This is a genomic window from Variovorax terrae (genome assembly GCF_022809125.1).
GTDB classification, from domain to species: Bacteria; Pseudomonadota; Gammaproteobacteria; order Burkholderiales; family Burkholderiaceae_C; genus Variovorax_A; species Variovorax_A terrae.
Genome location: NZ_JALGBI010000003.1, coordinates 444,453 through 469,078, shown reverse-complemented (window position 1 = coordinate 469,078; position 24,626 = coordinate 444,453). Strand labels below are relative to the sequence as shown.

24 protein-coding genes are annotated in these 24,626 nt (G+C 68.8%); 12 read left to right on the top strand and 12 right to left on the bottom strand.

From position 1 onward, the window contains the following. Window positions 1-38 precede the first annotated feature (38 nt). Genes MMF98_RS21635 through rrtA form a run of 4 tightly spaced genes read left to right on the top strand, consistent with a single transcriptional unit; the run spans window position 39 to window position 6,425 of the window. Complete coding sequence (locus MMF98_RS21635; RefSeq protein ID WP_243309415.1) at window positions 39-1,493, top strand: efflux transporter outer membrane subunit; 1,455 nt, start codon at window positions 39-41, stop codon at window positions 1,491-1,493. A gap of 7 nt (window positions 1,494-1,500) precedes the next feature. Next, on the top strand, window positions 1,501-2,661 hold the full coding sequence (locus MMF98_RS21630; protein WP_243309414.1) for an efflux RND transporter periplasmic adaptor subunit: 1,161 nt from the start codon (window positions 1,501-1,503) through the stop codon (window positions 2,659-2,661). 13 nt (window positions 2,662-2,674) lie between these two features. Then, the gene (locus MMF98_RS21625) at window positions 2,675-5,815 is read left to right on the top strand and encodes an efflux RND transporter permease subunit (RefSeq protein ID WP_243309689.1); all 3,141 of its coding nucleotides are present in this window, start codon (window positions 2,675-2,677) and stop codon (window positions 5,813-5,815) included. A 1-nt stretch (window position 5,816) separates the two neighbouring features. Beyond that, the gene (gene rrtA / locus MMF98_RS21620; protein WP_243309413.1) at window positions 5,817-6,425 is read left to right on the top strand and encodes a rhombosortase; all 609 of its coding nucleotides are present in this window, start codon (window positions 5,817-5,819) and stop codon (window positions 6,423-6,425) included. A gap of 16 nt (window positions 6,426-6,441) precedes the next feature. Here rrtA and rfaE2 read toward each other — a convergent pair whose 3' ends face one another. From rfaE2 to MMF98_RS21605, 3 genes are all read right to left on the bottom strand, one after another. Continuing rightward, on the bottom strand, window positions 6,442-6,939 hold the full coding sequence (gene rfaE2, locus MMF98_RS21615; RefSeq protein ID WP_243309412.1) for a D-glycero-beta-D-manno-heptose 1-phosphate adenylyltransferase: 498 nt from the start codon (window positions 6,937-6,939) through the stop codon (window positions 6,442-6,444). Window positions 6,940-6,970: 31 nt separating this feature from the next. Further along, entirely contained in the window at window positions 6,971-7,828 is an 858-nt protein-coding gene (locus MMF98_RS21610) for a ferritin family protein (RefSeq protein WP_243309411.1), read from the bottom strand. Window positions 7,829-7,965: 137 nt separating this feature from the next. Beyond that, complete coding sequence (locus MMF98_RS21605) at window positions 7,966-8,907, bottom strand: MerR family transcriptional regulator (protein WP_243309410.1); 942 nt, start codon at window positions 8,905-8,907, stop codon at window positions 7,966-7,968. A 174-nt stretch (window positions 8,908-9,081) separates the two neighbouring features. Here MMF98_RS21605 and MMF98_RS21600 point away from each other — a divergent pair, with 174 nt between their 5' ends. Both MMF98_RS21600 and MMF98_RS21595 read left to right on the top strand, forming a co-directional pair. Further along, on the top strand, window positions 9,082-9,651 hold the full coding sequence (locus tag MMF98_RS21600) for a glutathione peroxidase (RefSeq protein ID WP_243309409.1): 570 nt from the start codon (window positions 9,082-9,084) through the stop codon (window positions 9,649-9,651). A 424-nt stretch (window positions 9,652-10,075) separates the two neighbouring features. Further along, entirely contained in the window at window positions 10,076-10,822 is a 747-nt protein-coding gene (locus tag MMF98_RS21595) for an SDR family NAD(P)-dependent oxidoreductase (protein ID WP_243309408.1), read from the top strand. Between the two features lie 115 nt (window positions 10,823-10,937). Here the strand turns inward: MMF98_RS21595 and MMF98_RS21590 are convergent, their stop codons facing one another. Next, window positions 10,938-11,552 carry a glutathione S-transferase C-terminal domain-containing protein gene (locus tag MMF98_RS21590; protein WP_243309407.1) on the bottom strand — a complete coding sequence of 205 codons (615 nt, stop codon included), beginning with the start codon at window positions 11,550-11,552 and terminating at the stop codon, window positions 10,938-10,940. 107 nt (window positions 11,553-11,659) lie between these two features. Here MMF98_RS21590 and purB point away from each other — a divergent pair, with 107 nt between their 5' ends. Next, window positions 11,660-13,039, top strand: coding sequence for an adenylosuccinate lyase (gene purB / locus MMF98_RS21585; RefSeq protein ID WP_243309406.1), 1,380 nt, complete (start codon window positions 11,660-11,662; stop codon window positions 13,037-13,039). An 80-nt stretch (window positions 13,040-13,119) separates the two neighbouring features. Next, window positions 13,120-13,680: a YaeQ family protein gene (locus MMF98_RS21580; protein WP_243309405.1), complete on the top strand. Its 561-nt coding sequence runs from the start codon at window positions 13,120-13,122 to the stop codon at window positions 13,678-13,680. Window positions 13,681-13,689: 9 nt separating this feature from the next. On the opposite strand, the gene MMF98_RS21575 is transcribed toward MMF98_RS21580, so the two are convergent. From MMF98_RS21575 to MMF98_RS21565, 3 genes are all read right to left on the bottom strand, one after another. Next, window positions 13,690-14,328, bottom strand: coding sequence for an N-acetyltransferase (locus MMF98_RS21575; RefSeq protein WP_243309404.1), 639 nt, complete (start codon window positions 14,326-14,328; stop codon window positions 13,690-13,692). A gap of 497 nt (window positions 14,329-14,825) precedes the next feature. Beyond that, window positions 14,826-15,128: a putative signal transducing protein gene (locus MMF98_RS21570; RefSeq protein WP_243309403.1), complete on the bottom strand. Its 303-nt coding sequence runs from the start codon at window positions 15,126-15,128 to the stop codon at window positions 14,826-14,828. 9 nt (window positions 15,129-15,137) lie between these two features. Further along, window positions 15,138-15,566 (bottom strand): DUF3717 domain-containing protein, encoded by a 429-nt coding sequence (locus tag MMF98_RS21565; RefSeq protein WP_243309402.1) that lies wholly within the window; start codon window positions 15,564-15,566, stop codon window positions 15,138-15,140. Between the two features lie 484 nt (window positions 15,567-16,050). Between MMF98_RS21565 and MMF98_RS21560 the strand changes: the two genes are divergently transcribed. The 3 genes from MMF98_RS21560 (at window position 16,051) to MMF98_RS21550 (ending at window position 17,702) form a co-directional block, all read left to right on the top strand. Next, on the top strand, window positions 16,051-16,764 hold the full coding sequence (locus MMF98_RS21560; RefSeq protein WP_243309401.1) for a TerC family protein: 714 nt from the start codon (window positions 16,051-16,053) through the stop codon (window positions 16,762-16,764). Window positions 16,765-16,811: 47 nt separating this feature from the next. After that, entirely contained in the window at window positions 16,812-17,258 is a 447-nt protein-coding gene (locus tag MMF98_RS21555) for a hypothetical protein (RefSeq protein WP_243309400.1), read from the top strand. 90 nt (window positions 17,259-17,348) lie between these two features. Continuing rightward, the gene (locus tag MMF98_RS21550; protein ID WP_243309399.1) at window positions 17,349-17,702 is read left to right on the top strand and encodes a phage holin family protein; all 354 of its coding nucleotides are present in this window, start codon (window positions 17,349-17,351) and stop codon (window positions 17,700-17,702) included. Here the strand turns inward: MMF98_RS21550 and MMF98_RS21545 are convergent. Continuing rightward, a complete protein-coding gene (locus MMF98_RS21545) occupies window positions 17,670-19,139 on the bottom strand; it encodes a M48 family metalloprotease (RefSeq protein ID WP_243309398.1) in 1,470 nt (489 codons plus the stop codon). The genes MMF98_RS21550 and MMF98_RS21545 overlap by 33 nt on opposite strands. 56 nt (window positions 19,140-19,195) lie before the next feature. Further along, entirely contained in the window at window positions 19,196-19,954 is a 759-nt protein-coding gene (tfpZ, locus tag MMF98_RS21540) for a TfpX/TfpZ family type IV pilin accessory protein (protein WP_243309397.1), read from the bottom strand. Between the two features lie 64 nt (window positions 19,955-20,018). Here tfpZ and moaC point away from each other — a divergent pair, with 64 nt between their 5' ends. Then, the gene (gene moaC / locus MMF98_RS21535; protein WP_243309396.1) at window positions 20,019-20,507 is read left to right on the top strand and encodes a cyclic pyranopterin monophosphate synthase MoaC; all 489 of its coding nucleotides are present in this window, start codon (window positions 20,019-20,021) and stop codon (window positions 20,505-20,507) included. Here moaC and MMF98_RS21530 read toward each other — a convergent pair. The 3 genes from MMF98_RS21530 to MMF98_RS21520 form a co-directional block, all read right to left on the bottom strand. Continuing rightward, window positions 20,501-22,087: a PglL family O-oligosaccharyltransferase gene (locus MMF98_RS21530; protein ID WP_243309395.1), complete on the bottom strand. Its 1,587-nt coding sequence runs from the start codon at window positions 22,085-22,087 to the stop codon at window positions 20,501-20,503. The two genes, moaC and MMF98_RS21530, sit on opposite strands and share 7 nt — an antisense overlap. 52 nt (window positions 22,088-22,139) lie before the next feature. Beyond that, window positions 22,140-23,921 (bottom strand): PglL family O-oligosaccharyltransferase, encoded by a 1,782-nt coding sequence (locus MMF98_RS21525; protein ID WP_243309394.1) that lies wholly within the window; start codon window positions 23,919-23,921, stop codon window positions 22,140-22,142. A gap of 146 nt (window positions 23,922-24,067) precedes the next feature. After that, on the bottom strand, window positions 24,068-24,559 hold the full coding sequence (locus MMF98_RS21520; protein ID WP_243309393.1) for a pilin: 492 nt from the start codon (window positions 24,557-24,559) through the stop codon (window positions 24,068-24,070). Window positions 24,560-24,626 lie beyond the last annotated feature (67 nt).

Genomic DNA, 24,626 nt, shown 5'->3' with positions numbered 1-24,626 from the left:
CGCGGCCTGCACCGTGCCGCCGCCCCCGAGGGAACGACATGAAGAAGGTTTGTGCAACTGGCCACCTGGGCGGCCGGCGGAGATGGCCCCTGCTGGTGCTGCCGCTGTGGCTCGCGGCCTGCGCCGTGCCCACGCCGCCCGCCGCCGTGCCGTCCGCGGCCCCCGTGCAGTGGCAGGCGCCGCTGCCGCACAACGGCCGGCTGGCAGACCTGACCCAGTGGTGGCAGCAGTTCAACGACCCGCTGCTGGTGCAGTTGATCGAGGCCGCCCAGGCCGCCAGCCCGAACGTCGCCTCGGCGCGCGCCACCCTCGAGCAGGCCCGCGCCACCCGCGTGTCGGCCGGCGCCGCGCTGCTGCCCAGCGCGCAGGCGGTGCTCAACACCACACGGCAGAACGACGTTGCCACCACGCGCCAGCTCACCATCAGCGACAGCCAGCAGCAGCTGCAGTTCAGCTGGGAGATCGACGTGTTCGGCCACGCCCGCGCGGCGCGCAACGCCGCCCAGGCGCGGCTGGAAGGCGCCCAGGCCCTGTGGCACGACGCGCGCGTGTCGGTGGCCGCCGAGGTGGCCAACCAGTACATCGGCTACCGCAGCTGCGAGCAGTTGCTGGCCACGGCGCGGGCCGACGCGCAATCGCGCGCCGAGACCGCGCGGCTGACCGAGCTCAGCACCCGCGCCGGCTTCGAGTCGTCCGCGTCGGCCGCCCTGGCCCGCGCCAGCGCCGCCCAGGGCGCCAGCCAGGCCCGGCAGCAGCAAGCCGAATGCGACGTGGCCGTCAAGGTGCTGGTGGAACTGGCGGCGCTGGACGAGCCCGCGCTGCGCCGCCAGCTGGCGCAGGCCGGCGATGGCGCCGCCCTGCCGCAGCCGGCGACGCTGCAGGTGGCGGACGTGCCGGCCCAGGTGCTGGCGCAGCGCCCCGACATGCTGGCCGCCGAGCGCGAGGTGGTGGCCAGCAGTGCCGACGTGGGGGCGTCGCTGGCCAACCGCTATCCCAGCCTGTCGCTCACCGGCGCGATCGGCCGCGAACGCTACAACTCCGGCGCCCGCGGCGCGCACACGCTGGAGGGCTCGACCTGGACCCTGGGCCCGCTCGCGCTCACGCTGCCGCTGTTCGACGGCGGCGCACGTGCGGCGCAGACCGGGGCCGCCCGCGCACGCTACACCGAGGCCGTCAACAGCTACCGCGCCAAGGTGCGCACCGCCGTGCGCGAGGTCGAGGAGGCGCTGGTGCGGCTGGACAGCACGGGCGCGCGGGCCGAGGACGCGCAGCACGCCGTCGACGGCTACCGCAGCTCGCTCGCGGCCAGCCAGGCGCGCTACCAGGGCGGCCTGGGCAACCTGTTCGAGCTCGAAGAAGCGCGCCGCCTGGCGCTGCAGGCTGAAACCGCATGGATCGCGCTGCAGCGCGAGCGCGTCGGCGCCTGGATCGCCCTGTACCGCGCCGTGGGCGGCGGCTGGAGCCGCCCCACGGATGACCTGGCCAAGAACTGAACCGATGATGCAGCACCTTCGAATCCTCCCGTTCGCTCCTCTTTTGATAGCAGCATGTGTCCTGGGGACGGGGACCTTCGCGCTGTTTGCCACAAAATCCCGGGCCGCGGACGAGAAAACGCCCACGGCCCGGCCCGCACTCACCATCACGGTGGTCCAGCCGCAGCGCACGCACCTGCCGCTCAAGCTGGCGGCCAACGGCAGCATCGCCGCCTGGCAGGAAGCCAGCGTCGGCTCCGAGGCCAACGGCCTGCGGCTGAGCGAGGTCCACGTCAACGTGGGCGACGTGGTGAAGAAGGGGCAGCTGCTGGCCCGCTTCGCGGACGAGGCGGTGCAGGCCGACCTGGCCCAGGCGCGCGCCGGGCTGCTGGAGGCCGAGGCCCAGGCCGCCGAGGCCGCGGCCAACGCCGAGCGCGCGCGCACACTGCAGGCCACGGGCGCCCTGAGCGCGCAGCAGATCAGCCAGTACGCCACGGCCGAGCAGACCGCCAAGGCACGCGTCGAGGCGGCGCGCGCCACGCTCACCACGCAGCAGCTGCGCCTGAAATACACCCAGGTGCCGGCGCCCGACAGCGGCGTGATCTCGGCCCGCCTGGCCACCGTGGGTGCGGTGGTCGGCGCGGGCACCGAGCTGTTCCGCCTGATCCGCCAGGGCCGGCTCGAATGGCGCGCCGAGGTGGTCTCGGCCGAGATCGGCCGGCTGCCGCCCGGCACCCAGGCCACCGTCACGGCCGCCAGCGGCGCGCGGCTCACCGGGCGGGTGCGCAAGATCGCGCCCACGGTCGACCCGCAGACCCGCTCGGGGCTGGTCTATGTCGATCTGCCTCCGCTCGGCGCGCAGACGCCGGGCACGGCCGGCGCCGCGCTGCCCGGCATGTTCGCGCGCGGCGAGTTCGAGCTGGGCGGCAGCGATGCGCTCACCGTGCCGCAGCAGGCCGTGGTGCTGCGCGACGGCTTCAGCTACGTGTTCCGGCTCAACCCCGACCTGCGCGTGACGCGGCTCAAGGTGCAGACCGGCCGGCTCGCCGGCGAGCGCGTGGAGATCCTCACGGGCCTGCCGGCCGACGCGCGCGTGGTAGCCAGCGGCGCCGGCTTCCTCAACGACGGCGACCTGGTGCGCCTGGCCGACGCGGCGGCGCCCGCCGCGGCCGCGGCTGCGGCCCGCTGAGGAGCGCCCGATGATCAACGTCTCGTCCTGGTCGATCCGCAACCCGATTCCGGCGGTGATGCTGTTCGTGCTGCTCACCTTCGGCGGCCTGCTGTCGTTCAAGGCCATGAAGGTGCAGAACTTCCCCGACATCGAGCTGCCGATGGTGAACGTGGCGGTGTCGCTGCCGGGCGCCTCGCCGACCCAGCTCGAGAACGACGTGGCGCGCAAGCTCGAGAACTCGATCGCCACGGTGCAGGGCCTCAAGCACATGTACACCAAGGTGCAGGACGGCGGCGTGCTCATCAGCGTCGAGTTCCGCCTGGAGAAGCCGCTGCAGGAGGCGGTGGACGACGTGCGCTCGGCGGTGGCGCGCGTGCGCGCCGAACTGCCGGGCAACGTGCGCGACCCCATCGTCACCAAGATGGACCTGGCCTCGCAGCCAATGCTGGCCTTCACCATCCGCTCGCCGCGCATGGACGAGGAGGCGCTGAGCTGGTTCGTCGAATACGACGTGGCGCGCAAGCTGCTCGCGGTGCGCGGCGTGGGCGCCGTCAACCGCGTGGGCGGCGTGAGCCGCGAGGTGCGCGTGGCGCTCGATCCGGCGCGGCTGCAGGCGCTGGGCGTGACGGCGGCCGACGTGTCGCACCAGCTGCGCGACGTGCAGCTCGAAATCGCGGGCGGGCGCACCGACCTGGGCGGCAGCGAGCAGCCGGTGCGCACGCTGGCCACTGTGCGCTCGGCGCAGGAGGTGGCGGCGCTGGAGCTGGCCCTGCCCGACGGCCGCCACCTGCGGCTCGACCAGGTGGCCACCGTGAGCGACACCGTGGCCGAGCAGCGCGCGGCCGCGCTGCTGGACGGCCAGCCGGTGGTGGGCTTCGAGGTCGCGCGCAGCCGCGGCGAGAGCGAGGTGGCCGTGGGCAACGCCGTGCGCCGCGCGCTCGACGAGCTCAAGGCCCAGCATCCCGACATCGAACTCACCGAGGCCTTCGACTTCGTGACGCCGGTGCAGGACGAGTACGAAGGCTCGCTGCACCTGCTGTACGAGGGCGCGCTGCTGGCGGTGCTGGTGGTGTGGCTGTTCCTGCGCGACGGGCGCGCCACCTTCGTCTCGGCCATCGCGCTGCCGATGTCGGTGATCCCGGCCTTCGCCGGCATGTATTTCCTGGGCTTCACCGTCAATGTCATCACGCTGCTGGCACTGTCGCTGGTGGTGGGCATCCTGGTGGACGACGCCATCGTGGAGGTGGAGAACATCGTGCGCCACCTGCGCATGGGCAAGACGCCCTACCAGGCCGCGATGGAAGCGGCCGACGAGATCGGCCTGGCCGTGATCGCCACCACCTTCACGCTGATCGCGGTGTTCCTGCCCACGGCCTTCATGAGCGGCGTGGCCGGGCGCTTCTTCAAGCAGTTCGGCTGGACCGCCGCGCTCGCGGTGTTCGCCTCGCTGGTGGTGGCGCGCGTGCTCACGCCGATGATGGCGGCCTACCTGCTCAAGCCCATCGCGGCGGCCGAGGCCGAGCCGCGCTGGATGGCGCTGTACATGCGCTGCGCACGCTGGTGCCTGCAGCACCGCCTCAAGACCATGGTGGCGGCCACGCTGTTCTTCCTTGGCTCGGTGGCGCTGATCCCGCTGCTGCCCACCGGCTTCATCCCGCCCGACGACTACTCGCAGACCCAGGTCAACCTCGAGCTGCCGCCGGGCAGCACGCTGGCGCAGACCCGCGCCACGGCCGAGCAGGCGCGCGGGCTGCTGGCCAAGGTGCCGCACGTGCGGCGCGTCTACACCACCATCGGCACCGGCACCGCCGGCAGCGACCCGTTCACGCCCGCCGGCGCGGCCGAGACGCGCAAGGCCACGCTCACCATCCTGCTCGACGAGCGCGCCCAGCGCCCGGGCAAGCAGGTGATCGAGAACCAGATCCGCGCCGCGCTGGAGCAGCTGCCCGGCGCGCGCAGCAAGGTCGGCCTCGGCGGCTCGGGCGAGAAATACGTGCTGGTGCTCACCGGCGACGACCCGCAGGCGCTGCGCGAAGCCGCGCTGGCCGTCGAGAAGGACCTGCGCACCATCCCCGGCCTGGGGCAGGTGGCGTCCAGCGCCAGCCTGATCCGCCCCGAGATCGCGGTACGGCCCGACTTCGCGCGCGCCGCCGACCTGGGCGTGACCAGCGCGGCCATCGGCGACACGCTGCGCGTGGCCACGCTGGGCGACTACGACGTGATGCTGCCCAAGCTCAACCTGTCGCAGCGCCAGGTGCCGATCATGGTGCGGCTGGACGACGCCGCGCGGCGCGACCTCGCGGTGCTGGAGCGGCTGGCCGTGCCCGGCGCGCGCGGGCCCGTGATGCTGGGCCAGGTGGCGCACCTGGAGCTCGCCAGCGGCCCGGCCGTGATCGACCGCTACGACCGCGCCCGCAACATCAACTTCGAGATCGAGCTGTCGGGCCTGCCGCTGGGCCAGGTGGCGCAGGCCGTGCAGCAGCTGCCCGCCGTGCGCAACCTGCCGCCGGGCGTGAAGGTGGTGGAGATCGGCGATGCCGAGGTCATGGGCGAGCTGTTCGCCAGCTTCGGCCTGGCCATGCTGACCGGCGTGCTGTGCATCTACATCGTGCTGGTGCTGCTGTTCAAGGACTTCCTGCACCCGGTCACCATCCTGTGCGCGCTGCCGCTGGCGCTGGGCGGCGCCTTCGTGGGGCTGCTGATGGCGCGCATGAGCTTCTCCATGCCCTCGCTGATCGGGCTGATCATGCTGATGGGCATTGCCACCAAGAACTCGATCCTGCTGGTGGAGTACGCCATCGTGGCGCGGCGCGGACACGACGGCAGCGACGGCCGGCCGGCCGTCGCGGGCCTGAGCCGCTTCGACGCGCTGCTGGACGCCTGCCACAAGCGCGCGCGCCCCATCATCATGACCACCATCGCGATGGGCGCGGGCATGCTGCCGATCGCGATGGGCTTCGGCGCGGCCGACCCGACCTTCCGCTCGCCGATGGCGATCGCGGTGATCGGCGGACTGATCACCTCCACGGTGCTGAGCCTGCTGGTGGTGCCCGCGGTGTTCACCTACATCGACGACCTCGAACTGCTGCTGCGGCGCCTCGGGCGCTGGCTGCGCAGCCCGGCGTCCCGCCGCGCCAACACTCCCCCGGCCGAACCGGCCGCCAAGAGCTGACATGAAGGCCTGGCCGGCCCTGTGCCTGGCGCTGGCGGTCGCCAGCCTCGCCGTCTGGCTGGCCGGCGGCCCGGTGACGTCGGCCGCGCACCCGCTGGCGCCGCTGGTGTGGGATGCCGCCCGCTGGCCCCACCAGCCCTGGACCCTGTGGACCGCCAGCCTGGTGCACCTGTCGGGCGGACATCTGCTGGCCAACCTGCTGGCGCTGGGCGCGCTGGCCGTGCTCGGCTGTGCGCTGCGCGCGGGCCGGGCCGCCACGCTGGCCCTGCTGCTGGCCTGGCCGCTGGGCACGCTGTCGCTGCTGCTGTGGCCGCAAATCACCCGCTACAGCGGGCTTTCGGGGTTGATTCACGCCATGGTCGGCGTGCTGTGGGCATCGGTTGCTATCAAATCAGGAGCAAAATCCTGGACCGTCCTGCTCTTCGCCGGGCTGTTCCTCAAGCTCGCCAGCGAGCATGCCTGGTCCAACCCGATCGGCTTTTCGCCGGAGTGGGGCTTCAACGTGGTCTATGCGGCACACCTGGGCGGTGCGCTGGCGGGCACGCTGTGCGGCTTGCTGGCCGGCGGGCTGGCGCAGTGGCGCCAGTCACAACCCGCGGCCGGCGCCTGAGGCGCCGAGGAACGTCTCAGGACGCGGCCCGGATGCGGGCCACCAGCGCCGTGGTCGAATAGCCGTCCACGAACGGGATCGCCAGCGCCCGGCCGCCGTACTGCTCCACCACCCGGGTTTCGGCCAGCCGGCTCATGTCGTAGTCGCCGCCCTTCACCAGCACTTGCGGCCTGAGCTCGGTGATCAGCTCCAGCGGCGTGTCTTCGTCGAACCAGGTCACCAGGCTCACCGACTCCAGCGCCGCCATCATGATGGCGCGGTCCTGTTCGTTGTTGAGCGGGCGCTCGGGGCCCTTGCCCAGCCGCCGGGCCGAGGCGTCGCTGTTGAGCGCCACCACCAGGCTGGCGCCCAGCGCGCGGGCCTGCGCCAGGTAGGTGACGTGGCCGCGGTGCAGCACGTCGAACACGCCGTTGGTAAAGACCACGGGCTGCGGCAGGCCCGCCACGCGGCGAGCCGCCTCGGCGCGCGCCGTGATCTTGCCGAGAAAGCCCGGGGGCGGAATGGCGGTTGGCATCAGGCGACGGCCGGGGCCCGTCTTTCGCGGATCAGACGGCCTGGGGTTCGGCGGGATGGGTCAGGGACGCCGCCATTTCCTTGCGGAAGCGGTTGAGCTCCTGCACGCTCTTGAAGCTGCGGTCCATCAGCAGGCTCAGGTTGTGCAGGATGCGCTCGACCACCTTGCTCTCCCAGACCGAATCGAACTTGATCTGGGTGTCCAGCCAGTGCTCCAGCCACTCGGGGTTGGGCAGGCGGCTCTGGATGGTGTCGCGCGGGAACAGGTCCTTGTTGACGTGCAGGTTGGTCGGGTGCAGCGCCTGCGCGGTGCGCCGCGCGCTGGCCATCAGCACGCCGACCTTGGTGAAGGCGGCCTTGGCCTCGTTGCCGAAGTTGTTGATGGCGCGCTTCATGTAGCGCAGGTAGGCGCCGCCGTGGCGGGCCTCGTCCTGGGAAAGCGTGGTGTAGATGTGCTTGATGACCGGCTCGGTGTGCCATTCGCTGGCGCGGCGGTACCAGTGGTTGAGGCGGATTTCGCCGCAGAAGTGCAGCATCAGCGTTTCCAGCGCAGGCGCCGGGTCGAACTCGAAGCGCACCTCGTGCAGCTCCTGCTCGGTGGGTGCCAGCTCGGGGCGGAAGCGCTTGAGGTATTCCATCAGCACCAGGGAGTGCTTCTGCTCCTCGAAGAACCAGATCGACATGAAGGCCGAGAAGTCGCTGTCGTCCTTGTTGTCGCGCAGGAACATCTCGGTGGCCGGCAGCGCCGACCACTCGGTGATGGCGTTCATCTTGATCGTCTGGGCCTGTTCATCCGACAGCCTGGACGCGTCAAACGACTGCCAGGGGATGTCCTTGTCCATGTCCCAGCGGACGGACTCGAGTTGCTTGAACAGTTCGGGGTAAAGCATTGCAATCTTTCGTAACTGGACCGATTTTAAACGGTCAATGTGAAAAACCCCTTACAAATCATCAAGGTTGGGAAGGTCATCGGCCCCGAAAGAGGCCCGGGACGGGGGGTTGCCCGCCCTGCAGTGGCCTGCACACCTCAGAGATGCGCGCCCTGCCAGCGCGCGACATGCTCGAACAGGACCGCCAGGTCGGGCACGGCCAGGATGCCGGGCAGCGGCCGGTGCTGCAGCGCCGGGCAAGGCCCGCCGGCCCAGAGCTCGGTCGGCTCGGGCAGCATCTGGCGCAACTCCTGCAGGCCGCTGCGCAGCCGCTGCGGGTTCTGGCCGGCGCTCAGGCTCAGCACCACGATGTCGGCCCGGTGGGCGGCGGCGGCCCGCCCGATGTCGCGCACCGGCGTCTGCGGCCCGAGCGACAGGCAGTGGCAGCCGGCCAGCGCCAGCAGGGCCTCGGCCATCGCCAGGCCCAGCACCTCGGGCTCCTGCACCAGCGTGGCCAGCAGCGCGCGCGGCGCCCCGCTGGCGGCCGCTCCCTCCGTGCCGCCGAGGCTGTCCAGGGCGCCGTGCAGCACCCGGTGCACGCATTCGGCGTAGAGGCGCTGCTCGAACGCCTCCATCTGCCCGCGCAGGCCATCGTCGTTCACCATGGCATTCAACGGCGCCACCAGGTGGGTGACGAAGCGCGCCAGCCCCAGTTCGCGGCAGGCCTGGCCCAGGGCGCGGCGCAGCGCCGGCGCGTCGTGGTCCTGGATCAGCTCCCGGTAGGCGAACAGGTCGGCGCCCGCCCCGGCCTCGGGGTAGGGCGGCACGCTGCACAGCCCTTCGCCCAGGCGCTGCAGCTCGTCCATGGCGAGCGGCACCACCCGGCCAGGGCGGTGCCCGTTGTCGAGCAGGCGCCGGATCAGGCGCAGCCGGTCGACCTGTGCCACCGGATACACCCGCTCGCCGAACGCGTCGCGCCCGGGGCGCGGAAAACCGTAGCGGCGCTCCCAGATCCGCAGGGTGTCCTTGGACAGCCCGGTGTCGCGCTCCACGGCGGAGATCGGCACGGTCATGACGCCTGGAGCGACGCGATCGTTCATGGTGCTGGTTCTGGGTATTGACTCCAAAGGGCGATTGCGTGCGTACTGGCAGGGCAGCCCCGGATGGGCGCAGAGTATGAGCGATGGCGGCCCGGATTGCCACTGGGGAACACCAGGGCCGGCCCGCCCTCCAACACAGACTGCCCCCGGCCGCGCTGCCCCAAGGAGACCCCGATGCCCGTACCCGCAACCCTGATTCGACTGGCCGCTTCGGCCGGCTGGCTGCTGGCCAGCGGCCTGGCCCAGGCCGCCGACGGCGGCGCCTGCCCGGCCACGCTGCAGTACAGCTTCCCGAGGCTGCAGGACGAGAAACCGCAGGCGCTCTGCCAGTACGCCGGCAAGGTGCTGCTGGTGGTCAACACCGCCAGCTACTGCGGCTTCACGCCGCAGTACAAGGGCCTGGAGGCACTCTACGCGAAGTACAAGGACCGCGGGCTGGTGGTGCTGGGCTTCCCGTCCAACGATTTCTCGCAGGAGCCGGGGGCGAACAAGCAGATCGCCGATTTCTGCGAGAACACCTTTGGCGTGAAGTTTCCGATGTTCGCCAAGACCAGCGTGAGCGGCGGCCAGACCAATGCCTTCTACAGGCTGCTGGCCGAGAAGTCGGGCCAGCGGCCCCTGTGGAACTTCCACAAGTACCTGCTGGGGCGCGACGGCCAGGTCGTCGCCAGCTACTCCAGCCTGACCACGCCCGAGGACCGCACCCTGCTCAAGGACATCGAAAAGCAGCTCCAGGCCCCATAAAACCCGCCAGAGTGCCAAAAAACACCCCATGTTCACAAAAATTTACCATCCGGAACAACCCGCCACGGGGAACTGTGGATACGCTGGAGCACTCCATCAGGGCAAGGAGCTGGAATCCGAACCGACCCATTTACTGCTGCGAAGCCTCCCAGGAGCTGTTAGCCTGGTTGCAATCCTGAAGCGTTTCTCCTCCTCCTCCCTCCCTCCCTCCTTCGCTTCAGGGCGCTTCGCGGCATTTTTATTCCCCGCCAGCTGATGATGGTCTCACCCATGAAGGTGACCGTCGTCGGCTTTGGCGTGTCCGGCCCGTTTGCCGCCCGCGCGCGCCTGGGCCTCGGCGGCCGCTACACTGGGCCGGCAAGGCGCAGATGGACGACTGGATGGACCTGATGACCGACAAGGTGACGCTGAACGAGGCCCGGGCATGAGCCTCAACCCCCGCCTCACCGACTGGCGCGATCAGGTCGTGTGGCTGGTCGGCGCCTCGCGCGGCATCGGCCGCGCCACCGCCTCGGCCCTGCATGCGCGCGGCGCCCGGGTGTTCGTCTCGGCGCGCCAGGCGCCGGCGCTGGACGAGTTCACCGCGCAGCACCCGGGCGCCGTCGCGCTGCCGCTGGACGTGACGGACGCCGCCGCCGTGCGCCAGGCGGCGCGCACGCTGCTCGACCTGGGCCGGCTCGACGCCGTGATGTACTGCGCCGGCCACGCCCGTGCGCTGCGCGCCAGCGGCTTCAGCCTGGACGAGATGTTGCGGCACCAGCAGGTCAACTACGTCGGCGCGCTGCATGTGCTGGACGCGGCGCTGCCGCATTTCCTGGCGCAGCGCGCGGGCCATCTCTGCCTGCTCGGCGGCGCGGCCGGCTACGGCGGCCTGCCCCAGGGCCTGGCCGACGGCCCGACCCGGGCGGCGCTGATCAACCTGGCCGAGGCGCTGTACGCCGACCTGCAGGCCCGCGGCATCGGCGTGAGCCTGGTGAACCCGGGCTGCGCCGGCACGCCGCCGGCCGTGCCGGTCACGCCCGAGCAGGCGGCGCAGGAGATCCTGCGCGGCTGGGCGCGCGGCGCGTTCGAGATCGACGTTCCGCGCCGCGTCACGCGCTGGATCAAGCTGCGGCGCCTGCTGCCCTACGGCGCCTACTTCGCCGCCGTGCGCCGGGCCGCCGGACGCTGATCCGCGCCTCCGGACTGGGAATTCAGGTGCCGCCTCAGGCGTCGATTGCTATCAAAAAAGTAGCGCTCCAGGTGCGCGGCACCTGGACCTCCGGCCGATTTCTCTGGAAAACGGCTCAGGCCGGCACGCTGTCGATGAAACTCGGGCGCAGCGCCAGTTTCTCGTACAGCTTGGCCAGGTTGGGGTGGGCGCCTCGCCAGTCGATCTCGGGGAAGCGGAAATCCAGGTAGCCCAGGGCGCAGCCCACGGCGATGTCGGCCAGGCTCAGGTGGATGCCGGTGCAGAACGGCTTGTCGGCCAGGCCATGGCTCATGGCCTTCAGGCTGGCGGTGATCTTGGCAAGCTGGCGGTCGATCCAGGCCTGGCTGCGCTGGGCCTTGGTGCGCTCGGGCCAGGTGGCTTCGAGCCGCGCCAGCACGGCGGCGTCGAGCAGGCCGTCGGCCAGCGCCTCCCAGGTCTTGACCTCGGCGCGCTCGCGGCCCAGGCCCGGGATCAGCTTGCCTACGGGCGACAGCGTGTCCAGGTACTCGACGATCACGCGCGAATCGAACAGCGCCTCGCCGCCTTCCATCACCAGGCAGGGCACCTTGCCCAGCGGGTTGGATTCGGCGATGGTGGTGCCGGCGGCCCAGACGTCCTCGGTCGAGAACTGGTAGTCCAGTTTCTTCTCGGCCATGACGATGCGCACCTTGCGCACGTAGGGACTGCTGGTCGATCCGATGAGTTTCATGAGGCCTCTGGCTGTTCGAGTTCTATGGGTCTTCATTCTAGGGGAAGGCCTGTGGCGCCGTGGCCCCGGCACAACGCCGGGACAGGGGCGGCGCCTACAATTGAGGCATGACTTCCTCCACGATCACGGCGCTGTCGCCGCTCGACGGGCGCTATGCCGCCCGACTCAGCCACCTGCGCCCGCTGATGAGCGAACAGGGCTACATGCACCGCCGCGTCCAGGTCGAAGTGGCCTGGTTCGTCGCGCTCAGCGATGCCGGCTTTGCCGAATTCAAGCCGCTCACCCCGGGAGCGCGTACTTACTTGATGGGTCTCGTGAAAAATTTCACGCCGGCCGATGCCAGCGCCATCAAGGAGATCGAGAAGACCACCAACCACGACGTCAAGGCCGTGGAGTACTGGATCAAGTCCAAGTTCGAGGCGCGGCCCGAGCTGCAGGCCGCCAGCGAGTTCGTGCACTTCGCCTGCACCAGCGAGGACATCAACAACACCAGCCATGCGCTGCAGCTCAAGGGCGCGCGCGACCAGGTGATCCTGCCGGGGCTCGACGCCCTGATCGTCAAGCTGCGCGTCATGGCCCACGAGTACGCCGCCGTGCCCATGCTCAGCCGCACCCACGGCCAGACCGCCAGCCCCACGACGGTGGGCAAGGAGATCGCCAACGTGCTGGTGCGCCTGGCCGCCGCGCGCGAGAAGATCGCCGCCGTCCGGCTGCTGGCCAAGATGAACGGCGCCGTGGGCAACTACAACGCCCACCTGAGCGCCTGGCCCGACTTCGACTGGGAGGCCTTCTCCGCCAAGGTCATCGAGACGCCGGAGCCGCTGGGCCTGGGCCTCGCGTTCCAGCCCTACAGCATCCAGATCGAGCCGCACGACTACATGGCCGAGCTGTTCGACGCCGTGGCGCGCGCCAACACCATCCTGATCGACTGGGCGCGCGACGTCTGGGGCTATGTGAGCCTGGGCTACTTCAAGCAGCGGCTCAAGGAAGGCGAGATCGGCTCCTCGACCATGCCGCACAAGGTCAACCCGATCGACTTCGAGAACGCCGAGGGCAACTTCGGCCTGGCCAACGCCCTGCTGCGCCACCTCAGCGAGAAGCTGCCGATCAGCCGCTGGCAGCGCGACCTGACCGACTCCACCGTGCTGCGCAACATGGGCGTGGCGCTGGGCTACGCGGCGCTGGGCTACCACGCGCTGAGCGTCGGCCTGAACAAGCTCGAACTCAACGAGGAGGCGCTGGCCGCCGACCTCGACGCCTCGTGGGAAGTGCTGGCCGAGCCGATCCAGACCGTGATGCGGCGCTTCGGCGTGCCGGGCGCCTACGAGCGGCTCAAGGAAGTCACGCGCGGCAAGACGGTGACGGCCGAGGCGCTGCACGGCCTGATCCGCTCGCTGGAGATCCCGCAGGCCGAGAAAGACCGCCTGCTGGCCCTCACGCCCGCCAGCTACGTGGGCAAGGCGGCCGAGCTGGCGCGGCGCGCCTGATTTTCCCAAAAAAACAAGTCAAATACGGCTGATGTCCGCGTCCCACGGACATCAGTCGCTACCAAAACAATAGCAACGGCATGGCCCTCAAATCCACCATCTTCAAGGCCGGCCTGGCCATCGCCGACATCGACCACGGCTACTACGCCGACCACGCGCTGACGCTGGCGCGGCACCCGAGCGAGACCGACGAGCGCATGATGATCCGCCTGGTGGCGCTGGCGCTGAACGCGCACCAGCTGCAGACCGTGTGCGGCGGCGACGGCACGCTGGCGTTCGGCGCCGGCCTGTCCAGCCCCGACGAGCCCGACGTCGCCCTGACCGACTTCACCGGCCAGACCCGGCTCTGGGTGGAGGTGGGCCAGCCCGAGGACAAGCCGCTGGTCAAGGCCTGCGGCAAGGCCGACCAGGTGATGGTCTACTGCTTCCACCACGCGGCCGAAGTCTGGTGGCGCGGCATCGAGAACAAGCTCTCGCGGCTGGACCGGCTGCAGGTCTGGCGCGTGCCCACCGAGGCCGCCCAGGCGCTCAGCGGCCTGGCCCAGCGCAGCATGCAGCTGCAGGCCACGATCCAGGAAGGCGCGCTGATGATGAGCGACGGCAAGACCACCGTCGACATCGAGCCGCTTCGCTGGAAGTAGGCCCCGGCCTCACAGGGCCATGTCCGCAACCTCGGCCAGGCGGCCGATCGTCCAGCCCTCGCCCAGCAGCAGCATGCGGGTGTGCAGGTCGTCCAGCACGGGCGCCGGCACGGCCTGCCCCAGGTAGCTCAGGCGCTTGTCGCGCAACTCCACATAGCCCCAGGCGTGGCGCCGCGCCAGCGACTGCCACAGCGCATGCGCGCCGGGCGACTGGCGCGCGCCCGTGACGAGGCACAGCCCCGTTCCCAGGGCCCGCCGGTAGACCGCGCTCGCCAGGCCGCGCCGCTGGTACGGCAGGCCGTACTTGGAGTGCGGCGCCCGCAGGTGGCGGTCGGCCCGGCGCCCCAGCTCGATCAGGCGGTTGAAGACGGTGTAGCCGGCCAGCCGCCGGCGCCGCAGGTCTTCCACATAGACGTAGAACTCGCCGTCGGCCTCGCGCTGGCGCAGCGCAAACTCCGGCTCGCCGTCCAGCAGCTCCGAAGGAAGCCCGTAAAGGCGGTCGCCCGGGGTCTGCAGGCGCTCGTAGAGGCCGTCGAGCTCCTCCTCGATGGGTTTCTCGGGCCGCTGGCCCACGTCGATGCGCAGTTCCAGGGGACGGGTGAGCCAGGGCGGCAGGCCGGGCAGGCAGGGGGGCAGGGTAAGGACCACGGCAGAAAGCTCCACACGTGCACGGACGCGGCCCGGGGCCGGCAGCCGTGCGACAACCTTCGGCGCGCCGCCAGGGCGGGCGGCCGAAACAAGGGTGAGGTGTGTGTGAGGGCGGGGCCTGGGCCGCGCGCGCGGCCCCTCGGGCGCCCGATGCGCCGGCCTGTCACACCCAGGCCGGCGCCGGACTACCGTGCGGCCTGGCGGCGGTCGATGTTGCGGGGCGCCGCGGCGCGGTCCGGGGCCAGTGCCGGCCCGCGCCGCGCCAGCCGGCGCGCAGGCACCGGCAACCCGGCCCCGGACGGGCCTCGGATGGCGGTGAGCGGCGGGCGGGACATGCGTGAAAACCTCGGCACGGGCCCACGCCTTCGTCCGCACCCGATGTGCGGCCCGGCAAGCGGGGCCCAACTCGCGATGGTAGGACGCACCCGATACCGCACGTCTTCAGTGCGGTACTGCGTGCGGCGCCGCGCCGGCGCTGGGCCCGCGCCCGGCCGGGGTCAGGCCGGCATGGGCCGGCCGCAGGCCCAGCACTGCTCGAAGCCGCCCTCCACGGTTTCGCCGCAGGCGCACAGCCAGCGCCGCTGCGGCAGGTGCTGCAGCGCGTGCAGCAGCGCGCGGGCCTCGGCCTCCTGCGCGTCATGGCGCAGCCAGATCTCGGGCAGGCACTGGTCGGGCGGCAGGTCGCCGGCCACCGAGCTCAGGAAGTAGCGCTGCACCGAGGCCTCGATGCCGGCCTCGCGCAGCAGGTCCACCCACAGCGCAGCCACGGCGATGTTGGGGGCCCGGGTCAGCCGCAGCATGGCCGCTCCTCAGGCCCCGGCGGGCGGGTCCTTGGCCTCGGCGGCGCGCTCGGCGTACTTGTTGAAGCGCCAGGCCTCGTCCAGCAGCGTGATGCGGCGCCAGGTCTGGCGCTTCTCGGCCGGGCTCATGGCCGGCCAGTGCTGCACCTCGTCGAAGCTGCGGCCGCAGCCCTTGCACTGCTCGTCGCCCTGGCTGGTGGAGCAGATCGCGATGCAGGGCGTGTCGGGCGTGGTGTCGTACCAGGCCTTCCAGGCGGCGTAGGCCTTGGCCGGGAAGCCATGCTCGTCGGCCTCGTCCTCATGGTGGTAGATCATCAGCGCATAGACCTCGGCCAGCGCGCGCAGCTCGGGCGCCAGCGTCACGCCGTCGGGCGAGGGCTTCCTGTCGCGCCAGTAGTTGATGGCGGCTTCGATATCGGTGATGTGGATTCCGGCCATGATCTGCAATGCAAGGGAGGGCGATGATAGCGCTCCGCCCCTGTCCCTGGCGCCGGCAGGTGGAAGCGCCGGCCGCGAAGCCGCCGCAATCGCTATTGAATTGATAGCAAACAAAGACCGCAGCACCTGGACCTCCGCCCCAAAAGGCTTGAAAGATGGCGAAAGGCGGTGCGAAATCCGGCTTGCCAAAGCCATCTTGCAATGCTTTAATACTCAGCACGAAGGGGAGTAGCTCCCGCTTGGTGCAGCACAGGGAGGCGTCCACAGGATGCCGCTGCAGCAGGTATCAGCAAGTCGTCAATACGAAGAATTTCTTCCGGCTTGTTGGGCACATTTCGCATGACTCCATGCCGAGCAAGACCTTCGATTGGAACCTGGAACCAGGTTTGGTCGAAGTGCGTCTTGTGATTCGCGGCAATCACACACGTTCTGCACACCTCCTGTTTCCGGTTGTTGATCGATTGCAACTCGGAGAATTTTTGTCATGGAGTTTTTATCCACCGCCTGGTGGTCGGCGCTGCTGGCCATCATCCTGATCGACCTCGTGCTCGCCGGCGACAACGCCATCGTGATCGCCCTGGCCGCACGCAACGTTCCCAAGCACCTGCAGCGCAAGGCCATCGTCTGGGGCACCGTCGGCGCCATCGTCATGCGCTCCGCCATGACCGTGGGCGTGGTCTGGCTGCTCAAGATCCCCGGCCTGATGCTGGTCGGCGGCCTGGGCCTGGTCTGGATCGCCTGGAAACTGCTGGCCGACCAGGGCGGCGGCGAACACAGCAGCGCCGGCGCCACCACCTTCTGGGGTGCGATGAAGACCATCATCGTGGCCGACGCGCTGATGGGCGTCGACAACGTGCTGGGCGTGGCCGGCGCGGCCCACGGCTCGTTCGACCTCGTGGTGATCGGCCTGCTGATCAGCGTGCCGATCGTGGTGTTCGGCAGCTCGGTGGTGCTCAAGCTGGTGGAGCGCTTTCCCATCATCATCCAGCTCGGCGCTGCCGTGCTGGCCTTCACCGCCGCCAAGATGATCGTGGCCGAGCCGCTGCTGGACGCGCTGTTCGATTCGTCCGAGCCGCTGAACATCGCCGCGCGCTGGGCCACCTATGTGCTGGCCGTCGCCGGCGTGCTGGGCGCCGGCTGGTGGTCCACGCGCAAGTCGTCGGCCGCCGGCGAAGTGCCGCAGAACCAGCCGGTCTGACCCCACCCCTTCCCCCTGTCCTCACGACCCTTTGAAAGGAAAAAACCATGGACAAGATCATTGTGTATGTGGACGACGCCACCTATGCGCAGCAGCAGCTCCAGCCCATGCTGGTGGGCGGCGGGCGCACGCAGTGGCTGCTGGTGGCCTGCGCGCCGCGCATGACGCACCGCATCAGCAAGTGGGTGAGCCACAGCGCGCGCGAGAACTGGCGCGCCAAGTGGGCCGAGAAGCTGTTCGCGCAGGTGATGCCCGCCCTGCTGGCGCGCGGCGACAGCGCCACGCCGGTGCTGGCCAAGGGCCCGCTGGCCGAACTGACCGAGCGCCTGATCGCCGAGCACGGCCCGGCCCGCGTGCTGGATGCGCGGCGCCCCAAGTTCGGCCAGGACCTGCAGCCCGTCACGGCCGACCAGCCCGCCTCCACCGAGGGCCGCTGGACGGTGCCGGGCGCGGTGGCCGGCCTCGGTGCCGCGCTGGTGCTGGCGGCGGAGTAACGCGCCCGCGGCGCCTCTGCCTCAAGAGGGCGGGGCGCCGCCGCCAGCCCCCTGCCCCCAGCGGCCTTCGGGGTGTTAAGCTCCCAGGCCATGAAGCTCATCTTCAAATGGCTGCTCAGCGCCGCCTCGCTGCTGTTCGTGGCCTACCTGTACAGCGGCGTCGAGGTCAAGAACTTCACCTCGGCGCTGATCGCGGCCTTCGTGATCGGCCTGCTCAACACCGTCGTGCGCCCCGTGCTGGTGGTGCTGACGCTGCCGGTGACGCTGGTCACGCTGGGGCTGTTCCTGTTCGTCATCAACGCCCTGATGTTCTGGGCCGCCGCGAGCGTGCTCGACGGCTTCCATGTGCGCGGCTTCGGCGCGGCGCTGCTGGGCTCGCTGCTCTACTCGGCGCTGTCCATCGTCATCGAATCAGCGCTCGAGGGCCTGTTCTCGAAGAAGTGATTCGAGCTGGCGCGCCCGGCTGTCGATGATCGACGCCTCGATGTGGTCTGCGCCGGCGCCGCCCCGGCGCACCAGCTCCTGGGCTGCCTTGAAACGATCCACCGCCGCCGCGTAGTCGAGGCGGGCCGCATGCGCTTCGGCCTCGGCCCGGATGGCGCGCAGCGTCTTGCCCTCTGCCGCGTAGGCGCTGGACAGCAGTTGCCAGGCGGAAGCGTCGCGCGGGTGCGTGGCCACCCAGGCCTGCAGGCGCTGCGAGGCCTCCTCCGCGTGGCCGCTGCCGATGCGCGCCTGCGAGGACAGCATCAGCTCCGGGCGGGCCGGCGCGGCGCCATCCACCAGCGAGGCGGCGCGCGCGGCGTCGCCGGCGGCCCACTCGATCTCTGCCCTCAGCAGGCTGGCAAGGCGGGCCGCCCGCGGGTCGGCACTGGCCGGCGCCACCAGCCGGGCGGCCAGGCTGCGCGCCTGCGCATAGTCGCGCAGGCTGCTGTTGGCCAGCGCCGCGGTATAGAGCACGACGGCCTGCTGCAGCGGCGTGGCGCTGGCCGCCAGCCCCTGGGCCTGCGCCACCCAGGAGCGCAGGGCGTCGACGCCGGGGTTGGTGAGCACGCGCGCGCGCGCCGCCATCATGCTCTGCTCCATGTCCGGCTTTTCGGCCACGCCGGACTTGGCATCGAGTTGCTGGCGGGCCTGCATGTCGGCAATGCGCTCGGTGGTCAGCGGGTGCGTGCGCAGGTAGGGAAAGGAGCCGTTGTCGTTCAGGCGCGAGGCCTGCTGCAGCTTGTCGAACATGGTGACGAAGCCTTGCGGCGCGAAACCGGCCTGCGTCATCACGCCATAGCCGATGCGGTCGGCCTCGCGCTCCATGTCGCGCGAGAAGTTGAGCTGGCTCTGCGCCGCCATCGCCTGGCCGCCCGTGATCAGCGCGCCGGCGGCGTCCGGGCTCTTGCTGGCGGCCAGCGCGCCCAGCACCATGGCGCCGATCATCACGGGCGTCATGCGGTTCTGCTGCGTCATCAGGCGCGAGATGTGGCGCTGCGTCACGTGGCTGAGCTCGTGCGCCAGCACCGAGGCCAGTTCGTCGCGGCTGCTCACGAGGCTGATCAGGCCCAGGTTCACGCCGAGGTAGCCGCCGGGCAGGGCAAAGGCGTTCACGGTGCGGTCGCGCCCGAGCATGACCTCCCAGGCAAAGCGCTCGTCAAGCTCGGGCGTGAGCTCGCCGCGGGCGCGCGCGGCGGCCAGCAGCGGCTGCCAGATGCTTTGCACGTACTCGGCCAGCAGCGGGTCGTCGATGTAGTCGGGATCGCGGTAGATCTCGCGCGCGATGCGCTCGCCCAGCTTGCGCTCGGCTCCCAGCGCCATCTCGCCGCTGTCGCCCAGCGCCGGCAACTGGGCCAGCGACAGCGAGGGCGACAACGACAGGGGCGCTACCAAAAGCATAGCTAGCAAGGTCCGCTTGGCGAGGACCTTGGCTTGTTTTGGCTTGAAAAGAAGGCTCAAAAGGAATCCAGCGGCATGAAGGCCACCACCTGGGCGGTGGCGGGGTCCAGGAACGCCGTCCAGGCGAGTTGCCGGCCGGCGAGCGGCAGGTACACCAGGGCGTCGGGCTGCCGGCCCGCGGCGCGTATCACCTGGTCGATCTCGGCCGACCGGGGCTCGAAGCGCCTCTTGAGCTCGCTCACCGGCTTGGCGGCCTTCAGCACGGCCGGCTTGCCCGCCTCATAGGACTGCCAGAGCTCCGGGCGCGCGCTCAACGACAGCCCCTGCAGGGCCGCCATGGTGCTGTCGAACTGCTCCTTGCTGTCCTTGAAGGCCCGCAGCGACAGCAGGGTGGGCCCGGTCAGCGGCAGGGCGTCCAGACCGGGCGGCGCCTGGTTCAGCAGCGACGGCGGAATATCGACGGCATGCACCACGCGGAAGCGGTCGTACTCGAACACCAGGTGCACCGGCCGCGCCAGGAAGACCGTCCACAGGCCGTAGCTCAGCGCCGCCAGCTGGACCAGCCCGATCACGGAAAAATCCAGCTGCAGCGACCGGCGCGACTTGGTGCGGTTGAAGATGGTGAACGTGATCAGGGGCCCCAGGATCACGTCCACCGACACCACCAGCAGAAACAGATCGCGCCCGCCCGAAATGTCCCGGTAGGGATAGGGATACCAGAGGCCGAACACCAGCGCTGCGCTGAGCGCGGCGACGACGAGGCTGATGCCGAAGTGGATGCCAGCCGCCTTGAGGCGGTCTTTCCAGTTGAACATGATCGTATGATGCTTGAGTGACATGAATCTTCTGTAAATGGTTTTTACCACCGGTGTTCAAGGCATGAGCAAACTCACCCACTTCGATGCGCAAGGCCAGGCCCACATGGTGGACGTGGCAGGCAAGCCCAGCACGCATCGCGTGGCGGTGGCCGGCGGGCGCATCGAGATGCGGCCCGAAACCCTGGCCATTATCCAGGGCGGCACGGCCAAGAAAGGCGATGTGCTGGGGATCGCGCGCATCGCGGGCATCCAGGCCGCCAAGAAGACCAGCGATCTGATTCCGCTGTGCCATCCGCTGGCGCTGACGCGGGTGGCTCTCGAATTTGCAGCGGCCGATGCCGCGCCCCCGAACGCCGCAGCCATCCGCTGCACCGCCGTGGTGGAAACCCTGGGCCCCACCGGCGTGGAGATGGAGGCGCTGACCGCCGTGCAGGTGGCGCTGCTCACGATCTACGACATGTGCAAGGCGGTGGACCGAGGCATGACCATCACCGACGTGAAGCTGCAGGAAAAGCGCGGTGGCAAGTCAGGGGATTTCGTTAATCACTGAGTCCCGCGCCAGGGCGGCTCTTTCGCGACATCGGCGTTGAGCTGCGCCCAGCGCGCATACTCCGCCGGAAACGCCTTTTGATAGCGCACGAGGTGGAACAAGGCCTCATCGTCGAGCCCCAGCATGACCGCGCTTTCAATCAATCGCTCGATGACCTTTGGCTCCGGCGAATAGTGCAGCAGCTCTTTGGCCAATGCATGCTGCTGGGCCGCGTTCTCGCGCGTCAGCGAGGTCACCGACAGTTCGGCAAAGCGCACCTGGTTCTGGAAAAACCACGAGTTCTGCAGCTTTCTCAGCGTGTCATCGCGATAGGCGGGATCGCGCGCTTCGGGCGGCAGATAGATCTGGCTGATGCGGCTGTAGTCCCCATAGACAGCGGCACAGGCGGCGAGCAACAGCGCGGCGCAAACCCGCTGCGCTGTCCTGGCCCCCGGTGGCCAGGAATCTCCGGCCGCTGCCCCTGCCGGCCGGAGCAGGAGCCCGAGGCTCAGCCCGAAGGCCATTTGGAAGGGCGTGTACCACAGGGGGTACTCCAGGAAACTGTGCAACATGATGACGGCGAGCACGCTCCAGGCCAGTTGGCGCGTGGCCTGGGTCTCGCGCCACGGTCTGGCCCGAAGCACCAGCCAGACAAGCCCCCCGCAGATGAGCAGCGCCGCGGGAACCCCCAACTCGACGGCCATGTGCAATGGCAGGTTGTGGGCGTTGTCCAGGATGCTGCAAAAGCGCTCGCCAGGATAGAGGGTGATGTAATGGGCGTAGTCGAGCTCCCCCACGCCCCAGCCCCAGACAGGCCGCTGGCCGATCAGATCGAGGACGTTGCGCCAGAGCACCAGGCGGCTGGCACAACCTTCTGACTGCAGGTCGAAGCGCATGAATGCGCCTCCGGGCGCATCGAGGATCCATTGCAGCAGCAGCCAGACCGCCAGGTACATCGGCACGGTGGCGGCCAGCAGGGTACGGCATGGTTTGGGCAGGGATGCGCGCCAGCACCATGCCAGTACCAGCAGCAACACGATCTGGAACAGGCCGGTACGCGAGGCCGACACGACATTGCCCGCGACGAGCAAAAGCACCATCCACCCGGCGTGCAGCGCCAGCTGCCCCCGCACACGAAACCAGAGCACGGCGGCCAGTCCGATCACCGTCAGCGTCGCAAACTGGTTGCGCTGCCGCAGATTGGCAAAGGCTTCCCTGGGTTGCGCATGATTGACCCACCCCGCCAAGCCTTGCTCCAGACCGAAATACTGAAGCAGCCCTGCACAGGCGCTGAGCAGAGCCGCCAACAGCAAACCCGCCACCAAGGGCTCGAGAACCTGCTGCCCGCGCCTCGCTCCGGTGAGGCCGAATCCAGCGAACACCAGTAGCATCGCCAGGCCCGCGACGGTAGCCAGCACCTCCACACTGAGCCCATGCAGAACGACCACCAGCGCGCAAGCCAGCAGCCATTTTGCAGTCAGCCACGGCGTGCTCCAGGGCACCAGGAAAAGCAGGCAGGCGGCACAGGCCCACGCCACACAAAGCCCCAGCACGGCGGGAGACGGGCCGGGCGCGAACGGGTTGAGCCAGGGCACGGCCATCAGGGCAATGACCACTCCAGCGGCGGCCCATGCCCCCAGGCTTGGTCGGCCCTCAGGGAGAGCTGCCACGCCCGAAACACGCCTGTTCGAAGAATGCCAGCGCCGGGCGCACCGGCTCGGGCTTCTCCAGATAGCGCAGCAGTTCAGCAGCCAAGGGCAGGTTGCTGCTCTCGAGCGCTCGCTTGAAATGCTCGACCTTGCCTCCGGACAGCTGCCCATAGAGGTACATGATCCATTTGGCTTCGTCGGCTCTGCCGGCATAGGCCAGCGCCAGCACGGTTCCGCCCTGGATCCAGGGTTCGTGCATCAGGCACCCCACATTTCCCAGGCTGTCCAGGTAGGCCTGGTAGTTGGCCGGAGTGACCGTCTCCATCGGAAGCTTGGGGAATTCGGCAAAGTGATGAAACCAGAAGACGCTGTCCGCTTCGTGCATGCGATCCGGCAGCGTGGCCGTCAAACCCGGCATATAGATGGGCGTCAGCTTGTAGTAGTCGCGATTCATCCAAATCGCCACGCTGATGACCGAGACACCAGCCAGGGCGCTGATCGCCGCACGCTGCCTGATGCGGGCCGACCTCTTGGCGGCCGAAAGGCCATCCACATCGCTTTGCAGCGTCTGGCCACCTTCGGCGGCAGGGCATGTCAACCACCCCAGAAAAAAGCTGGCCGGAAGCAAGAAATAGGCGTACCAGAGCGGAAACTCAAACATCGAGTGGATCAGGATGCAACCGAGGCAGCCCCATGCCAAGAACCCCGTATCCGCCATGAAGCGATGCCGCACGCGCCACAACACCCACAGGACCGCTGACGTGAATGCCAGTGCAATGGGAATTCCATAACTGAACGCCAGCTGCAACAGCAAATTGTGCGAATGCGACATCAGCACCCCAATGCCCAGTACCGCGCCACTGAGAAAAATGACGGCAGGGTAACTCGCGACCCCGTTACCCGCCCAAGGATGTTGCAGGATCAGAGCCGCTGTCTGACGCCACATCTCGCTTCTGATGCCCAGGCCCTCGGTGGAGGTTTGGCTCAGCTTCGCATTTCCGTAGAACTCTGAACCATCGGTCTGGCTGACCAGCCAGAGCGCGCCCCAAACCCCCAATGCGAGCACGACCGGCCACAGCCCCTTGAGCACACTCGCCCCGTCGTGGCGGCATACGAGCATCATGCAGAGGGAGACAAAGACCAGCTGAAGCAAGGCGGTACGCGATGCGGTGGTCACAATGCCAAAAATCAGCACGGCGCTCAGTGCGTACCACATCAACGAGCGCCAGCCATTTTTTCGCTGTAGCACCAGCAAGGCCACCAGCCCCAGGTTCAGGAATGTTCCTTGGTGATTCGGCTGCCTGACAAATCCGAAAGTTCTTCCAGCATCTCGCGCAGGAGACAAGACCAGCCATTGAGCGTCAACCTTGAAGTATTGCGCGATGGATGCCAGCGCAGCCAACAGGCTACCCGCCAGCAATCCCATGGCGATGGCTCGACGCCATTGCGAAGCCTGTGGCCCCAAGCACGCGGCGTACCCGATCCAGGCCGACAGAGCAGCGCATGCCAGATAGCCAAACACAGCCATGCTGGCCTCAGCATTTTTCAGCCCAAACGACACATACTGCGCGACAACACCGCAAGCGAGCACACCAAAAGCGGCGAGCATCACTTTCAGTTCGCGTGGCATGCGCTGCAGTGGAACCGGGCTTTGCCCCACCATGATCAGCATGATGGCCATACCAACCGTGCACAAGACTTCGGCCGCAAAGTTGGTCAAAGGCAGCGTGCCATACCCCACCAGGAAAGGAAGCCCGAAAACGGCGAAGCACACGAGATAGGCCACGCGGTGGAGCTCCACCCCTGCCGCTCCGAACACTCGTTCTTTTCCGATGCCTTCAACCCGCATAACCCATCCGTCTCACGTGCATTTTCAATTTGCCATATGGAAAAGGCACCCGGAGGTGCCTTTTCTACTGAAAAAGAAATATCTTAAATACCGCGGCACGAACCCGGCAGATACTTGAGGGGCACGTCCGACCCGGCTGCGGAACCCGGGCCGCACACCCACATTGAAACCGCAGAACCGGCTGCGAGCGTTCCGGTCGACGGCGTGCCATAGGGGGTCAACGTGATCCACTTGCTATTGATCGTAGTGTCAGCAAAAGTGTCCGACGCTTGCACGCTGACCGATCCGCCTGCGCTGGTCGTGATGCTGTTGACATACTTGCTGGGAGACGGCTGACCAATGGCCGCACCACCTTCACAGCCCCACGAATTGGCGGTCGGCAGATTCGTGGCTGACTGGAAGATTTCCGTGATGCTGGTCCGGCAGGCCGAAGCCGCCAGAATCACTTCCGACATCTTGGCACGCTTGGTGTAGTCCTGGTATGCAGGCAGCGCCACGGCGGCCAGGATACCGATGATCGCGACCACGATCATCAATTCGATCAGGGTAAAACCCTTTTGTAGCTGACGCTTCATGAATAACCTCCGGAGTTAGAAAAAGAGAAGCGAGTCTAAACAGCAATTGGCATGCCATAGCCGCCCA

Coding starts and splice junctions, on each gene's coding strand:
- MMF98_RS21595 (WP_243309408.1), top strand. CDS start 10,076: ATGAGCCTCAACCCCCGCCTCACCGACTGGCGCGATCAGGTCGTGTGG.
- moaC (WP_243309396.1), top strand. CDS start 20,019: ATGAGCAAACTCACCCACTTCGATGCGCAAGGCCAGGCCCACATGGTG.
- MMF98_RS21580 (WP_243309405.1), top strand. CDS start 13,120: ATGGCCCTCAAATCCACCATCTTCAAGGCCGGCCTGGCCATCGCCGAC.
- MMF98_RS21550 (WP_243309399.1), top strand. CDS start 17,349: ATGAAGCTCATCTTCAAATGGCTGCTCAGCGCCGCCTCGCTGCTGTTC.
- MMF98_RS21570 (WP_243309403.1), bottom strand. CDS start 15,128: ATGCTGCGGCTGACCCGGGCCCCCAACATCGCCGTGGCTGCGCTGTGG.
- MMF98_RS21610 (WP_243309411.1), bottom strand. CDS start 7,828: ATGCTTTACCCCGAACTGTTCAAGCAACTCGAGTCCGTCCGCTGGGAC.
- MMF98_RS21630 (WP_243309414.1), top strand. CDS start 1,501: ATGCAGCACCTTCGAATCCTCCCGTTCGCTCCTCTTTTGATAGCAGCA.
- tfpZ (WP_243309397.1), bottom strand. CDS start 19,954: ATGTTCAACTGGAAAGACCGCCTCAAGGCGGCTGGCATCCACTTCGGC.
- MMF98_RS21600 (WP_243309409.1), top strand. CDS start 9,082: ATGCCCGTACCCGCAACCCTGATTCGACTGGCCGCTTCGGCCGGCTGG.
- MMF98_RS21565 (WP_243309402.1), bottom strand. CDS start 15,566: ATGGCCGGAATCCACATCACCGATATCGAAGCCGCCATCAACTACTGG.
- MMF98_RS21520 (WP_243309393.1), bottom strand. CDS start 24,559: ATGAAGCGTCAGCTACAAAAGGGTTTTACCCTGATCGAATTGATGATC.
- rfaE2 (WP_243309412.1), bottom strand. CDS start 6,939: ATGCCAACCGCCATTCCGCCCCCGGGCTTTCTCGGCAAGATCACGGCG.
- MMF98_RS21635 (WP_243309415.1), top strand. CDS start 39: ATGAAGAAGGTTTGTGCAACTGGCCACCTGGGCGGCCGGCGGAGATGG.
- MMF98_RS21555 (WP_243309400.1), top strand. CDS start 16,812: ATGGACAAGATCATTGTGTATGTGGACGACGCCACCTATGCGCAGCAG.
- purB (WP_243309406.1), top strand. CDS start 11,660: ATGACTTCCTCCACGATCACGGCGCTGTCGCCGCTCGACGGGCGCTAT.
- MMF98_RS21545 (WP_243309398.1), bottom strand. CDS start 19,139: ATGCTTTTGGTAGCGCCCCTGTCGTTGTCGCCCTCGCTGTCGCTGGCC.
- MMF98_RS21560 (WP_243309401.1), top strand. CDS start 16,051: ATGGAGTTTTTATCCACCGCCTGGTGGTCGGCGCTGCTGGCCATCATC.
- MMF98_RS21530 (WP_243309395.1), bottom strand. CDS start 22,087: ATGGCCGTGCCCTGGCTCAACCCGTTCGCGCCCGGCCCGTCTCCCGCC.
- MMF98_RS21605 (WP_243309410.1), bottom strand. CDS start 8,907: ATGAACGATCGCGTCGCTCCAGGCGTCATGACCGTGCCGATCTCCGCC.
- rrtA (WP_243309413.1), top strand. CDS start 5,817: ATGAAGGCCTGGCCGGCCCTGTGCCTGGCGCTGGCGGTCGCCAGCCTC.
- MMF98_RS21590 (WP_243309407.1), bottom strand. CDS start 11,552: ATGAAACTCATCGGATCGACCAGCAGTCCCTACGTGCGCAAGGTGCGC.